This is a genomic window from Jezberella montanilacus, assembly GCF_003003055.1.
GTDB classification, from domain to species: domain Bacteria; phylum Pseudomonadota; class Gammaproteobacteria; order Burkholderiales; family Burkholderiaceae_B; genus Zwartia; species Zwartia montanilacus.
This window is the reverse complement of sequence record NZ_PVTV01000002.1, coordinates 34,614-47,352: the sequence shown is the minus strand read 5'-3', so window position 1 is coordinate 47,352 and position 12,739 is coordinate 34,614. Positions and strand designations below refer to the sequence as shown.

Genomic DNA, 12,739 nt, shown 5'->3' with positions numbered 1-12,739 from the left:
TACGGATCTTCAGCGTTGCAATCAGTCAATTTGCTTGTTTCACCTAGAAGTTTATACACTGCGATTTCATCTTATCCATAAAAGTCATTTTTCCGGAGCATTCACACTGTGAGCACACTACAAAAAATCGATACCACTGTTGGCTCTGGCCAAGAAGCAAGTGCAGGCCAAGAGGTAGTTGTCCACTATACCGGCTGGCTTTTCAGCGATACCGCCACGGACAATAAAGGCAGTAAATTCGATAGCTCAGTTGATCGGGGCCAGCCTTTTGATTTTCCGCTTGGCGCAGGTCACGTGATCAAGGGTTGGGATGAAGGCGTAGCCGGCATGAAAGTCGGTGGAAAACGCACGCTTATTATCCCTTCAGAGATGGGCTACGGCGCCCGCGGGGCTGGCGGCGTGATCCCCCCGAATGCCACGCTGGTGTTTGACGTCGAATTACTTGCGGTCAACTAGTTTCAAATAAGCCAATCTGAAGCGTTGCTTGGCCAGTGCATCATAACCACTGGCCTCAAACGCTGCGACATCCTTTAGCAGGTCAGTACAGTCCCTGCGAGCAGCCCATCCAAGCCAATTTGGATCCTGTGCCGAAATATCTTGATGTATCTGGATATTGCGAAAAACTGATTGCCAGAGATTCGCCTTCCATTCGCTCACGATCACGAAGGACGCAGTTCCTGCATCCAGTCGCTCAAGCACTTTTTCTTCCTGCGCCCTCTCGGTCGCTGCCAATTTAACCAGCTCGATTGGTGGCTTGCCGTCTGCTATTAACTTCATATTAGTAGCACTCAGGGACTTCTCAAGATTCGTTTGACGCGCGCTTAAAACTGTTTGACCTGACAGATCGTCAATCCGGCTAAAGTTAAGCACGCTTCTTCCGCTCACCAACACCTCTTCGGCAGGTTTGCGAGAGTGCTGCAGGCTCAAGCCTCGGGCTTTATTCTTATCAGAGGCCATTTCACCTAGATCGGCAAAGGCCAGATCTGCTTCACCTTTTTTGACTTTGTTAAACAAATCATCACGTGAGCTCTTGACCAGGACAACGTGTATGACTCTCTGTTTTTTACGCTGCACAAACTTCTGATTTATCCATATCTCGAAGGCATGAGCGATTTCGGGGGCAAAACCTTGTTCTTTGCCTTCACGCAAGAAATAAAGGCTGGCATCCTCGGCCACGGCGATCCGAATTTCACCGCTGGACACCATTTGAGCGTAAGACCTGAGCGCGTTTTGCGACGCGCCATTCTTTTCTTGTTTTTTGGTCGCTCGATCTGCCGCAACTGCGACACCGGCCAATACCATCAGCATGACCCCGATCAATATTTTTTTCATGTGCTGAGAAATAATGATTTGACGGGGTCAGTGTATTTCATAATTCAGTCACGGTGGTGATGATGCCAGGCTCGTTCATCGCGCTCATGTTGATACCACGGCCTCGCGTAGCCGTACCGCACTGAAGGCTGTATGTAAACCGCTGGTGGCGCGACATAGACAGGTGGTGTGTAGTAAGGGCTAGGCTGCACGACAACCACTGGCCTGTAGGCTGGTCTGTAATATGAAGAGCCATAAGCGTAACCTTCGTAACCATGTCCCGCGGCTGCGCACCCATACAGAGCGCTTGAAAGCATCAAGACACCGGTAGCAATGCGAACTGTATTTTTCATGATCTGCTCCTGAACTCGTTGTAGCTTGATTAATAAAGCCAGCTTCGCTTTAATACCGACCCGCACTGTTGATCTATTTGCGAACGGTATAAGGCTTGGAGCTCAGAAAAGCCTCTTGGTTCTATCAATATCAACTCAAATCTATGCACTTATTTCAATTGGTTTCTAACGGGCCAACATGCAAAAAAGGGACCCGGAGGTCCCTTTTTTTTCTAGATCAAGATGCAGCTTACTGCACGCGACCTTCTTTCCAGGCTTGCAGGAGTTTCTCGTAAGCCACCGTCTCGCCCTGGGGCTTCTCGTTTGCTAACTTCTTCCAAGGTGCATGCTGATCGCTCAGCCACTTGCTTGGATCACTCTTAGCATTGAGTTTTGGTGCGCAAACTGCCATCCCTGCACGCTCAAGACGAGCCATGACCTGATCCATCTCTTCGGCCAAGTTGTCCATCGCCTGCTGTGGAGTCTTTTCGCCCGTTACAGCCAAGGCAACGTTCTTCCACCAGAGCTGAGCCAGTTTCGGATAGTCAGGTACGTTGGTACCAGTTGGGGTCCAGGCAACCCGTGCTGGGCTTCGATAGAACTCAATCAGGCCGCCGTACTTGTTAGCGTTTTGGGTGAAAAACTCGCTGCGGATATCACTATCACGAATAAACGTCAGGCCCGTGATCGATTTCTTAAGCGAGGTCGTTTTAGCAGTGATGAACTGGGCATAGAGCCAAGCAGCGGCCACTTTGTTGGCATCATGATCTTTAAAGAAAGTCCATGAACCGACGTCCTGGTAGCCATTTTGCATCCCTTCTTTCCAGTATGGGCCATGCGGGCCTGGCGCCATACGCCATTTTGGGCTGCCATCTGCATTAACCACAGGCAAACCAGCCTTGGTCATGTCAGCCGTAAACGCGGTGTACCAGAAGATCTGCTGAGCAATCTGACCTTGTGCAGGCACAGGACCCGCCTCGCCAAACGTCATGCCAGTCGCTTCTTTAGGCGAATACTTCTTCATCCACTCAACATATTTAGCCAATGCGTAGACAGCTGCTGGCGAGTTAGTACCACCACCACGCGACACAGAGGCGCCAACTGGCGTGCACTTGTCGTCGGCGACGCGGATACCCCATTCATCTACAGGCATACCGTTAGGGATACCCTTATCGGCTTCGCCTGCCATCGACAACCAGGCGTCTGTAAAGCGCCAACCAAGCGAAGGATCCTTCTTGCCGTAATCCATATGACCGTAAATCGGCTTGCCATCAATCGTCTTTACATCATTCGAGAAGAAGGCTGCGATATCCTCATAGGCACTCCAGTTTTTCGGTACGCCCAACTCATAGCCGTACTTGGCTTTGAACTTATCTTGCAAATCTTTGCGCGCAAACAAATCGGCACGGAACCAGTACAGATTGGCAAACTGCTGGTCAGGCAACTGATAGAGCTTGCCATCAGGTGCTGTGGTGAAGCTAGTACCGATATAGTCTTTAAGATCGATCCCGGGATTTGTGAATTCTTTACCTGCACCAGCCATGTAATCGGTCAGGGACAAAATTTTGCCATAGCGGTAATGGGTACCGATCAAGTCTGAGTCAGAGATCCAGCCGTCATAAATCGACTTGCCAGACTGCATAGACGTCTGCAGCTTTTCAACCACGTCACCTTCTTGAATCAAATCATGTTTGACTTTAATACCAGTGATTTCTTCGAACGCTTTTGCCAGTACTTTAGATTCGTACTCGTGCGTCGTGAGAGTCTCTGACACGACAGACACTTCAGTCACGCCTTTGGCCTTCAGTTTCGCGGCCGCATCCATAAACCACTGCATCTCAGACATCTGCTGATCTTTGGTCAGCGTAGATGGTTGAAATTCAGAGTCAATCCACTTCTGGGCTTCGGGAGCCCCCGCATGGCTGAGTCCAGCCATTGCAACTACCGTCGCAAATGCTAGTGCTTTGTATCGCAGTTTCATCGTCGTCTCCTGACAATTTTTCCCGTTTTGTGTAAAGAATACTGATCCCCTTCGGGAAACACAGCGACCAGTACAGTAAAAAATCGACAAACTTCCTAACCGTTGCGCAGCACAACAGCCACAAAAATCATTGACAACACAAAACTAAACCAGACACTGGGCTCTTGTTCGAGGCTGAGCCATCCCATTAATTTTTCAGATATCCCCACAAAGGCCAGATTGATGTAGGCAGCGCCAAGCAAACCGATAAATACACGATCACCCCGGGTCGTCGCAATAGGCAAAAAGCCTTTACGCATGATGGTGGGCGATTTGATCTCCCAAATCGTCAACCCGATAAGCATCAAAACGATACAAATAAAAAAAACTGCGATCGGTGTGGTCCACGCCATCCATTCAAACATGCTGACGCCTCCTTAAACGCGACCCATCGCAAAACCTTTCGCGATGTAATGCCGAACAAACCAAATCACAATGGCACCTGGGACGATCGTCAGCACACCTGCAGCAGCAAGGGTGGCCCAATCCATACCTGCTGCTGAAACGGTGCGAGTCATCGTCGCCACAATCGGCTTGGCATTCACACTGGTCAGCGTGCGCGCCAACAGCAGCTCAACCCAACTGAACATAAAACAAAAGAATGCGGCAACGCCAATGCCAGCTTTAATCAAAGGCACAAAGATTGTCAGAAAAAACCGCGGGAAGCTATAACCATCAATATATGCAGTCTCATCAATTTCTCTGGGGATTCCGCTCATGAATCCTTCAAGAATCCAGACCGCCAGTGGAACGTTAAACACCAAGTGCGCTAAGGCAACCCCAAGATGCGTATCCATCAACCCGACTGCTGTATAGAGTTGAAAAAACGGCAGCAAAAAAACTGCGCCTGGCGTCATGCGATTGGTCAACAACCAGAAAAAGACATGCTTATCGCCGATAAATTGATAACGTGAAAACGCATAGGCTGCCGGCAAGGCAACCGTTAAGGAAATCACCACATTGATGGCGACATAAATCAACGAGTTGATGTACCCCGAATACCACGACACATCAGTCAAAATAGTTTTGTAATTAGCCCACGTAAACGCTTGTGGGAAAAACGAAAAACTGGCGACGATTTCTTCATTCGTTTTAAACGACATATTGATCATCCAGTAGATGGGCAAGATGGCGAACACCAAGTAAGCAATTAGAAATATGGTGCGCTTTTTGAAGCCTGGGCGTGTGCCAGCGTCGCTGGCAACAATCGTCGGGGTTTTATTCATGGGCACCCTCTTTGTCAGCAGTGCCCACGCGTTGCATCCAGTTATACAGAACGAAACAGAGCAACAAGATGATCAAGAAATAAATCAATGAAAAGGCTGCGGCAGGCCCAAGGTCGAACTGGCCCACCGCCTTCTGAGTTAAATACTGACTGAGAAACGTTGTTGCGTTACCGGGCCCACCACCCGTCAAGACAAAGGGCTCGGTGTAGATCATGAAGCTGTCCATAAACCTCAACAACACCGCAATCATCAGGACGCCGCGCATTTTAGGCAGTTGGATATAACGAAACACCGCGAACTTGCTTGCACCGTCAATTTGCGCAGCCTGATAATAAGCATCTGGGATCGATCGGAGACCTGCATAACAAAGCAAAGCAACCAGCGGCGTCCAGTGCCACACATCCATCACCAGAACAGTTACCCAGGCATCAAGGGAATCCCCGGTGTAGTTGTATTCAACTCCGAGCTTGGCGAGTGTCACGCCCAGCAAACCGATATCGCTTCGTCCAAAAATTTGCCAGATGGTACCAACCACGTTCCAGGGGATCAACAGAGATAGCGCGACGATGACCAACACAGCTGATGAACGCCAGGTTGTGGCTGGCATCGCGAGCGCGAGGAGAATCCCCATGGGAATCTCGATCGCCAACACAGAAAACGAATACATAAGCTGACGCCAAAGCGCTTCGTGTAGGTCAGAATCGCGCATCACTGAAGCGAACCATTCTGTGCCAACGAACACTCTTCGCTCTGGTGAAATAATATCTTGCACCGAATAATTGACAACAGTCATCAAGGGCAAAATAGCCGAGAAGGCTACGCACAGCAAGACAGGCAGAATCAGAAACCACGCTTTCTGGTTGACCGGCTTCATGCGATCATCTCCTCGTTATCATAAAAGCGCGTGTGGGGATTGATGATCCGAAGCCACGCTGTATCCCCGGCGTCAGGCATTGTCGTCTCGGCGCTCAGTCTGGCCTTTACAGTAATCAGACCGGCTACCTGAGCAGTGTCGACTGTCGCGGTGATTATCCAGTGAGTACCCACATCCTGAACCCGCACGACGTGCGCAGGCAGAGCACCTGCATGACCAGCTGTCGTCAGTTCAACGTACTCCGGGCGAATGCCAATAAGGAAGTCGCCGATCGCGTGCAACGAGGCATGCTGAGCTTGCTCAGGGATATCAAAGGCATGAGAGCCAATTTGGATTTGATTGCCAAGGCAGTGAGCAGGCAAGAAATTCATGCCTGGTGAGCCAATAAAATTACCCACGAAGGTATGTTGTGGTCTCTCAAACAACTCGGCTGCCGATCCTGTCTGTACCGCTCTGCCCCGGGTCATGACGACAATTTCCTCAGCAAAGGTCAAGGCCTCGACCTGATCGTGCGTGACATAGATCAGGGTGAGTTTCAGTTCGTGGTGGATTTGTTTGAGTTTGCGTCTCAATTGCCATTTCAAATGCGGATCGATAACAGTTAAGGGCTCGTCAAACAGAACGGCTGAAACATCCTCACGAACCAGGCCCCGTCCAAGCGAGATCTTCTGCTTAGCATCGGCAGACAAACCCGCTGCGCGCTGATTCAACTGATGACTGATCTCGAGCATCTCGGCAATTTGACCCACCCGCTTGGCAATATGATCGACGGATACGCCCCGATTTCGCAACGGGAATGCCAAGTTTTCAGCAACAGTCATCGTGTCGTAAATCACCGGAAACTGAAACACCTGCGCAATATTTCTTTGCTGAGGGGTCAAGGTCGTAACGTCTTTACCATCGAAGCGCAGCGATCCTTGAGACGGCTGAACCAGACCCGAAATGACATTGAGCATGGTAGTCTTGCCACAGCCTGAAGGCCCTAACAGTGCATAGGCGCCCCCATCACGGAAACTCATTTTGAGCGGCAATAAGGCATAGTCACTATCGGACTGCGGACCAGGTCGATAGGAGTGAGCCAGATCGAGATCTATCTGAGCCAAATCACACCCCCGCCTTAAACGAAATCGCTGTGCCGCGGGGCGCAACAGTCAATATCCCAGTGCTATCAAACAAGTAAGCGTGCTCGGAACTCATATACAAAGTAATAGTCGATGCAATGTCAAAATAATGCACACCCGTTAGCTGTGCGACGACATTACCTAACTGAGTCTTGACATGTAAAAACGTGTCAGATCCCGATATCTCCGCCAGCTCTACCAACCCACTCAGCGACAAATCACCTGGTCGAGCCTGCACTCGTAATGCGTTAGCTCGCATCCCGATAGTCACAGTCTGACTAGGCTGAAGCGCCGCTGTCAGATTCAGAATTAAACCTTGACCAAAGGCGATCTGATGACCATCCGCTGAAACTCGGGCGGCAATCAAGTTAATTGGAGGATCACTGAAGGCTCTCGCAACGCTCAGCGACGCGGGCTGATGAAAAACCTCTGGGGTCGCGCCGTACTGCAGCAGTCGACCCGCCTCAAGCACCGCGGTATAACCACCCAATAACAATGCCTCACTAGGCTCAGTGGTCGCGTAAACCACCGTTGATTCACCATTAGCAAAAATTTGCGTTAGCTCGTCACGCAGCTCTTCTCTGAGCTTGTAGTCAAGGTTGACAAGGGGCTCATCCAGCAAGATCAGCGGCGCCCGTTTGGCAAGCGCCCTTGCCAGGGCGACCCGCTGTTGTTGTCCACCCGATAATTCTGCCGGCAATCTTTTAAGAAAAGGGTCGATGTGTAGCTTGGCCGCGAGCGCATTGACTTGGGCAGCGATATTTTTTTCGCGCCGCAAGCGCAAGGGCGAAGCGATGTTGTCAAATACCGTCATTGAGGGATAATTGATGAATTGCTGGTACACCATAGCCACGTCGCGATTACGCACGGTCAAGCCGGTGACATCCTGATCATCAACGAAAATCTCGCCTCCTGTCGGTGGTTCAAGCCCTGCCATCAATCGCATGAGCGTCGTTTTGCCAGCCAAGGTCGCCCCAAGCAATACGTTGACCGTATTGGGCTGTAAGTCGATACTCATCGGATATAAAAACTGCTCGGCCCCGACCTGCTTTTCTATTTTTTGTAACTTCAGGCGCATTGCTCGCCCACCCCTTTGTCACCTAATCACTCCGCGGTCTTATACCAACGTTAATCTTAGTGATTGCACTCAGTTATACGCCTGATGGCCAGAAATGTGTAATCAGTGAAAACCCGCGCTTGGGATTTTTGAGCTTTTTTTACGTTAAGGTTGAGCCGGTACCCGTGACCGTGAGTCGCCCTGTTAAATATCCGCCCCGCCTTATGACAACCCATCCCGATAATCCGGCAACGCGCCGGGCGTCAAAGCTTCTGCGACTGATGGCCTGCTGTTTATTGGTTGCCTCCTGTCCGCTGAACACTGTGGCGTCAAATCCCTCTGATACGGGGGTCGTGATCGGATCAAAGCGGTTCACTGAAGCGTATATTCTTGGCGAAATCATTAGTCAGCGACTGAAACAGGCCGGCCAAGACAAGGTGACGCTGAAGTCCGGGCTTGGCAATACCGGCATCCTCGTTGCCGCGCTCAGTAGTCGAGAGATCGATCTCTATCCCGAGTACACCGGTACGATCACCCGTGAGATTTTAAAAACTGACCAGGCATTGTCTCTAACCGACATCAACAAGCGTCTGTTACCGCTTGGCTTACAAGCAGGCGTCTTGTTAGGGTTCGATAACGCATACGTGCTTGCCATGCGAAGAGAACAGGCGGCTAAGCTCAAGATCAGCAAGATATCAGACCTGAGTAAACATCCAGCGCTGATTCCAGGCTTATCGCACGAGTTTATCGGTCGTGAAGACGGGTGGAAGGGGCTAGTTAGCGCCTATCAGCTCGACCAACTTCACCCTCGCGGGCTAGATCACGGGTTGGCTTACGAGGCGATCGCGTCCGGGCAAATTGATATCGTGGATGCCTACGGGACCGACTCGAAGTTAATTCGCTACGACTTAACGGTTCTGGAAGACGACAGGCATTTTTTTCCTGTCTACGAGGCTGTGCTGCTCTATCGAGCCGATTTCCCCACTCGTTTTCCCTCATCATGGCAGGCACTGCTGAGCCTGCGAAATAGTATTTCGCAACAAAAAATGCTTGAACTGAATACGAGCGTTGAAATTAAAGGCTCGACTTTCGAGAAGGCAGCGGCTCAGTTTTTGAGTCGTGATCAACAAAATCCGGTCAACAAGTCTTTTTTCAAGCTTCTTTTTGGTGACGATTTCTGGCGCTTGGGTCTTCAGCATTGCTTGCTTGTGCTGATCTCCGTTGGGTTGGCGACTTGCATCGGATTACCGTTGGGTATTCTTTGTTTTTATCAACCCAAAACCGGGCGCTGGGTGCTTTCAGCCTGCAACATTGTCCAAACCATCCCGTCACTGGCCATGTTAGCGTTTCTCATATCAGCCTTTGGTCTGATTGGCATGGTGCCTGCGATCACCGCACTATTTCTCTACGCCCTTTTACCCATCGTGCAGAACACGCACGCGGGGCTGCGAGAAATATCTCCGGGGATGCGTGAGGCGGCCACCGCACTGGCGCTCAAACCCTTAGATAGACTGATACTCATCGAGCTGCCGATCGCAAAAGCAGTTATTTTGGGTGGGATACAGATTGCCGCCGTGCTGAGCGTCGGCACCGCAACCATTGCGGCTTTTGTTGGTGCCGGCGGCTTCGGCGATCGAATTGCCCAGGGATTAGCTTTAAATAACAACGAGTTGTTACTAGCCGGTGCGATCCCGGCCGCAAGCCTCGCCCTACTCCTTCAGTTTTTGTTTGAAAAGCTAAACAAGAAACGTTTTTAATCGGGTGCCATATTTCCCCAAGGCATATCGGTAAAACAAACAAATCGTTTGTTTTAGTGCCAACCAGACCTAAAGTGGAGCCATGGAAAATTATGGCTTCGTCATCGCAGGTTTTTTTGTCGGTCTCATCGTTGGGCTGACTGGGGTAGGTGGCGGCTCACTCATGACCCCTTTGCTGATTTTTTTCTTCGGCATCAAACCCTATCTGGCGGTTGGAACCGACCTGCTCTTTGCTGCATTCACCAAGGCTGGTGGAACCTTTAGCCTGTCCAGACGAGGCCTGGTACCTTGGAAGCCAGTGCTGTCGCTCTGCGCGGGTAGCATCCCTGCGGCACTAGTCACGCTTTTAGTTTTGCACGAAGTTGGGCCGTCGAGCCCCGAAGTCCAGCATGTCATGTCCACTAGCTTAGGGATTGCTCTGTTGCTGACAGCCTGTGCCATGCTCTACAAAGCGATCCGGGGTCGCCAGTTAGCGCCAGCAACCACCGCAGAGGGACTGGCAGAAGCCACTCGGCCACGTCATTGGTCCTTGCCCATTTTATTCGGCGCAGTCATCGGCAGTCTCGTCACCCTAACCTCGGTCGGCGCGGGCGCGATTGGTGTCACCGTGCTGATGATTCTTTATCCTCGACTGCCCTTGGCCGGCATCATTGCGGCCGATATTGCTTATGCTGTACCCCTGACCATGGTGGCCGGGTTGGGGCATGCCTCGCTCGGGTCAGTTGACTGGTATTTGCTGGCGTCTTTGCTTGCTGGTTCGCTGCCTGGGATTTGGCTGGGCTCTCGCCTATCCCATAAAGTACCTGATCGTCTCATCAGAGGGCTACTTTCGCTGGTTTTGGCTTGGGTCAGCACCAAACTGGTTTTTGCATAACCAACTAAAGACGGCTTTGCCACCAGACTAAGGCTTCAACTCTTGATCTGCGTTTGACGCAGGCTTGCCGCTACAGCCTTGCCGCGATCAAACTCCTGCTTAAGTTTAAGCAGCTCTTGAGGGCTCACTCTGTCGATATTCGAGTAGTCGAACTTCCACTCATGCGAGGCAGCCCAGCGCAGGGGCGACTGCACCGTGGTGCGAGCCGTTGGGGCAGTCTCCAACAAGCGCAAAGCCAGCAACAGAGTGAAACGCTGGGCGTCGGCATCGTCAGGCGGCCCAGCCGAATTACCCAACGGGAAATCGCTGAACAAAAATCTCGGCACGCCGCAATGCTCGACAATGTCTTTGGCACAGCCCATGACAACTGTGGGTATCCCAGAAGCCTCAAGAAAACGTGCAATGAGACTCAAGGTTTGATGACACACCGGGCAATTGGGGATGAGTACGGCAGCCTCTACACCATCTTCTCGGCATCTCTTCAACACTTCGGGCGCGTCGACTTCTAGTGTGTGGCGTTGACTTCGATTAGTTGGCACGCCATAAAAATTTGGCCCCACCCGATCAATAATATTTTCTCGCTCGAGTGCTTTCAGCATGGGCAAGGCGAACCAAGTATTGCTATCTTGCATACTCGTATGCTTGCGATCAATTGCGACATGCGAGATGCGCAAGTCGTGCTCTGCATTCGTATCGCCTGAATAGACCTCATAAAATTTAGCTGCTGCGTTATAGGTCGAACCAGGACCCTGATCGCCTTTATCTGCCTGATACGGAGCAGCAGTGGTAATAAGCGTGACACAACTGTTTTTCAACGGCTTAACGACCGAGGTGAACGGCACATCCGTATAGTGCGCCCAGCGATAAGGATTGTCGTAGCCCAAGCCGAGGTACCAATCGCGGGTACGTTGCATATAACGAATAGGCTGATCATCATCACTCGCAAAGTCCAACAGATTATCGTTAGTGACTTGCGCAGTTTTAGTCTTATCGTTCATTTGGCCTGAATCCTGTTTCTGTCAGCGTTAGTCTAGCGCACGAAAGCTAGGCAGGGTAGTCCCTAATATCGACAAATCTTTGCTGCGGTTTAGTATGAAATTGGTCTGACCAATTTGAACAATACAACGAGACAAGCATGAGTATTGCCTGCACCCTTTTCGGTCCTCGGGATTTGAGGCTAACGGATCACGAAGTACCCGCGCCAGGCGAGCGCGAAGTGCGAGTCCGGCTGGGTGCCGGCGGTATTTGCGGCTCAGATTTGCATTACTACGAGCATGGCCGGGCCGGTATTTTCGCAATCAGGGCACCGTTCGTACCCGGCCATGAGGCGTCTGGGGTCGTGGAGTCCATTGGTGTCGGTGTGACGCAGGTCAAAGTCGGCGACAAAGTGGCGGTTAACCCCTCACATCCCTGTGGCGTATGCGAATTCTGCCGCGCAGGCCGTGGCAATCTATGTAATCAAATGGTGTTTTTAGGCAGCGCAGCAATATTCCCTCACTTGCCTGGCTTGTTTCGTGAGCACTTCATCGTGGGTGAGCGCCAACTCACACCTATCAGCGAGGCTGAAATCTCCCTGGGTGAAATTGCCTGTGCCGAACCGCTATCAATTGGCTTACATGCGATTCATCGTGCAGGGTCGGTTTTAGGAAAAACCGTGCTCATCACAGGTGGCGGAACGATTGGTTGTATGACAGCCATCGCTGCACGTATTGCTGGAGCCGCAAGAATCATTGTGTGTGATGTGCAAGACAGAGCGTTATCAATTGCCAAGGCAGTTGGTGCTGATTTGTGCCTTAGGTCCGATTTGATCTCTGCCTCTGAGCTCGCGGATAGTGCAGATGTCTGTATTGAAGCAGCCGGACACCCGTCCGCAGTAGTTACTTGCCTGACTGCGGCAAAACGCGGCGGTCGGATTATTCAGGTCGGCACGCTTCCGTCTGAGATGACTTTCCCTGCCAATCAAATCATGTCGCGAGAACTTGAGTATGTGGGTGCGTTTCGTGCCTTGGCCGCCTTTGATTGGGCCGTCGAGGCAATTCGAACCAGGCGTGCTGATGTCAGACCAATCATCAGCGCTCAATTACCACTTGCCCAATCTCAAGCCGCATTTGACCTTGCACTCGACCGACAACGCAGCACAAAGGTACAGATTACGTTCGACTAGATT

At 51.2% G+C, this 12,739-nt stretch carries 13 protein-coding genes; 4 read left to right on the top strand and 9 right to left on the bottom strand.

The annotated features are described in order from the left end of the window. Positions 1–108: 108 nt before the first annotated feature. The gene (locus tag BCM14_RS00700; protein WP_106226086.1) at positions 109–456 is read left to right on the top strand and encodes an FKBP-type peptidyl-prolyl cis-trans isomerase; all 348 of its coding nucleotides are present in this window, start codon (positions 109–111) and stop codon (positions 454–456) included. Here BCM14_RS00700 and BCM14_RS00695 read toward each other — a convergent pair. The 8 genes from BCM14_RS00695 to BCM14_RS00660 form a co-directional block, all read right to left on the bottom strand. Further along, entirely contained in the window at positions 439–1,332 is an 894-nt protein-coding gene (locus tag BCM14_RS00695) for a transglycosylase SLT domain-containing protein (protein WP_106226085.1), read from the bottom strand. The genes BCM14_RS00700 and BCM14_RS00695 overlap by 18 nt on opposite strands. A gap of 44 nt (positions 1,333–1,376) precedes the next feature. Then, on the bottom strand, positions 1,377–1,664 hold the full coding sequence (locus tag BCM14_RS00690; protein ID WP_146129708.1) for a hypothetical protein: 288 nt from the start codon (positions 1,662–1,664) through the stop codon (positions 1,377–1,379). 229 nt (positions 1,665–1,893) lie between these two features. Next, complete coding sequence (locus BCM14_RS00685; protein WP_106226083.1) at positions 1,894–3,624, bottom strand: ABC transporter substrate-binding protein; 1,731 nt, start codon at positions 3,622–3,624, stop codon at positions 1,894–1,896. A 95-nt stretch (positions 3,625–3,719) separates the two neighbouring features. Beyond that, the gene (locus BCM14_RS00680) at positions 3,720–4,028 is read right to left on the bottom strand and encodes a DUF2160 domain-containing protein (protein ID WP_106226082.1); all 309 of its coding nucleotides are present in this window, start codon (positions 4,026–4,028) and stop codon (positions 3,720–3,722) included. A gap of 12 nt (positions 4,029–4,040) precedes the next feature. Next, the gene (locus tag BCM14_RS00675) at positions 4,041–4,889 is read right to left on the bottom strand and encodes a carbohydrate ABC transporter permease (RefSeq protein WP_106226081.1); all 849 of its coding nucleotides are present in this window, start codon (positions 4,887–4,889) and stop codon (positions 4,041–4,043) included. Then, entirely contained in the window at positions 4,882–5,763 is an 882-nt protein-coding gene (locus tag BCM14_RS00670) for a carbohydrate ABC transporter permease (RefSeq protein WP_106226080.1), read from the bottom strand. Before BCM14_RS00670 ends, BCM14_RS00675 begins: the two co-directional genes overlap by 8 nt. After that, entirely contained in the window at positions 5,760–6,866 is a 1,107-nt protein-coding gene (locus tag BCM14_RS00665; RefSeq protein WP_106226079.1) for an ABC transporter ATP-binding protein, read from the bottom strand. Before BCM14_RS00665 ends, BCM14_RS00670 begins: the two co-directional genes overlap by 4 nt. Position 6,867: 1 nt before the next feature. After that, positions 6,868–7,962, bottom strand: a complete 1,095-nt coding sequence (locus BCM14_RS00660; protein ID WP_106226078.1) for an ABC transporter ATP-binding protein — start codon at positions 7,960–7,962, stop codon at positions 6,868–6,870. Between the two features lie 203 nt (positions 7,963–8,165). Here BCM14_RS00660 and BCM14_RS00655 point away from each other — a divergent pair, with 203 nt between their 5' ends. Both BCM14_RS00655 and BCM14_RS00650 read left to right on the top strand, forming a co-directional pair. Further along, positions 8,166–9,698: a glycine betaine ABC transporter substrate-binding protein gene (locus BCM14_RS00655; RefSeq protein ID WP_259673329.1), complete on the top strand. Its 1,533-nt coding sequence runs from the start codon at positions 8,166–8,168 to the stop codon at positions 9,696–9,698. Between the two features lie 82 nt (positions 9,699–9,780). Next, on the top strand, positions 9,781–10,572 hold the full coding sequence (locus BCM14_RS00650; RefSeq protein ID WP_106226077.1) for a sulfite exporter TauE/SafE family protein: 792 nt from the start codon (positions 9,781–9,783) through the stop codon (positions 10,570–10,572). A 35-nt stretch (positions 10,573–10,607) separates the two neighbouring features. On the opposite strand, the gene BCM14_RS00645 is transcribed toward BCM14_RS00650, so the two are convergent. After that, entirely contained in the window at positions 10,608–11,570 is a 963-nt protein-coding gene (locus tag BCM14_RS00645) for a glycine/sarcosine/betaine reductase selenoprotein B family protein (RefSeq protein ID WP_106226076.1), read from the bottom strand. 137 nt (positions 11,571–11,707) lie between these two features. Between BCM14_RS00645 and BCM14_RS00640 the strand changes: the two genes are divergently transcribed. Beyond that, on the top strand, positions 11,708–12,736 hold the full coding sequence (locus tag BCM14_RS00640) for an L-idonate 5-dehydrogenase (protein WP_106226075.1): 1,029 nt from the start codon (positions 11,708–11,710) through the stop codon (positions 12,734–12,736). The last annotated feature ends 3 nt before the right edge of the window (positions 12,737–12,739 follow it).

Coding starts and splice junctions, on each gene's coding strand:
- BCM14_RS00695 (WP_106226085.1), bottom strand. CDS start 1,332: ATGAAAAAAATATTGATCGGGGTCATGCTGATGGTATTGGCCGGTGTC.
- BCM14_RS00690 (WP_146129708.1), bottom strand. CDS start 1,664: ATGAAAAATACAGTTCGCATTGCTACCGGTGTCTTGATGCTTTCAAGC.
- BCM14_RS00685 (WP_106226083.1), bottom strand. CDS start 3,624: ATGAAACTGCGATACAAAGCACTAGCATTTGCGACGGTAGTTGCAATG.
- BCM14_RS00680 (WP_106226082.1), bottom strand. CDS start 4,028: ATGTTTGAATGGATGGCGTGGACCACACCGATCGCAGTTTTTTTTATT.
- BCM14_RS00675 (WP_106226081.1), bottom strand. CDS start 4,889: ATGAATAAAACCCCGACGATTGTTGCCAGCGACGCTGGCACACGCCCA.
- BCM14_RS00670 (WP_106226080.1), bottom strand. CDS start 5,763: ATGAAGCCGGTCAACCAGAAAGCGTGGTTTCTGATTCTGCCTGTCTTG.
- BCM14_RS00660 (WP_106226078.1), bottom strand. CDS start 7,962: ATGCGCCTGAAGTTACAAAAAATAGAAAAGCAGGTCGGGGCCGAGCAG.
- BCM14_RS00655 (WP_259673329.1), top strand. CDS start 8,166: ATGACAACCCATCCCGATAATCCGGCAACGCGCCGGGCGTCAAAGCTT.
- BCM14_RS00650 (WP_106226077.1), top strand. CDS start 9,781: ATGGAAAATTATGGCTTCGTCATCGCAGGTTTTTTTGTCGGTCTCATC.
- BCM14_RS00645 (WP_106226076.1), bottom strand. CDS start 11,570: ATGAACGATAAGACTAAAACTGCGCAAGTCACTAACGATAATCTGTTG.
- BCM14_RS00640 (WP_106226075.1), top strand. CDS start 11,708: ATGAGTATTGCCTGCACCCTTTTCGGTCCTCGGGATTTGAGGCTAACG.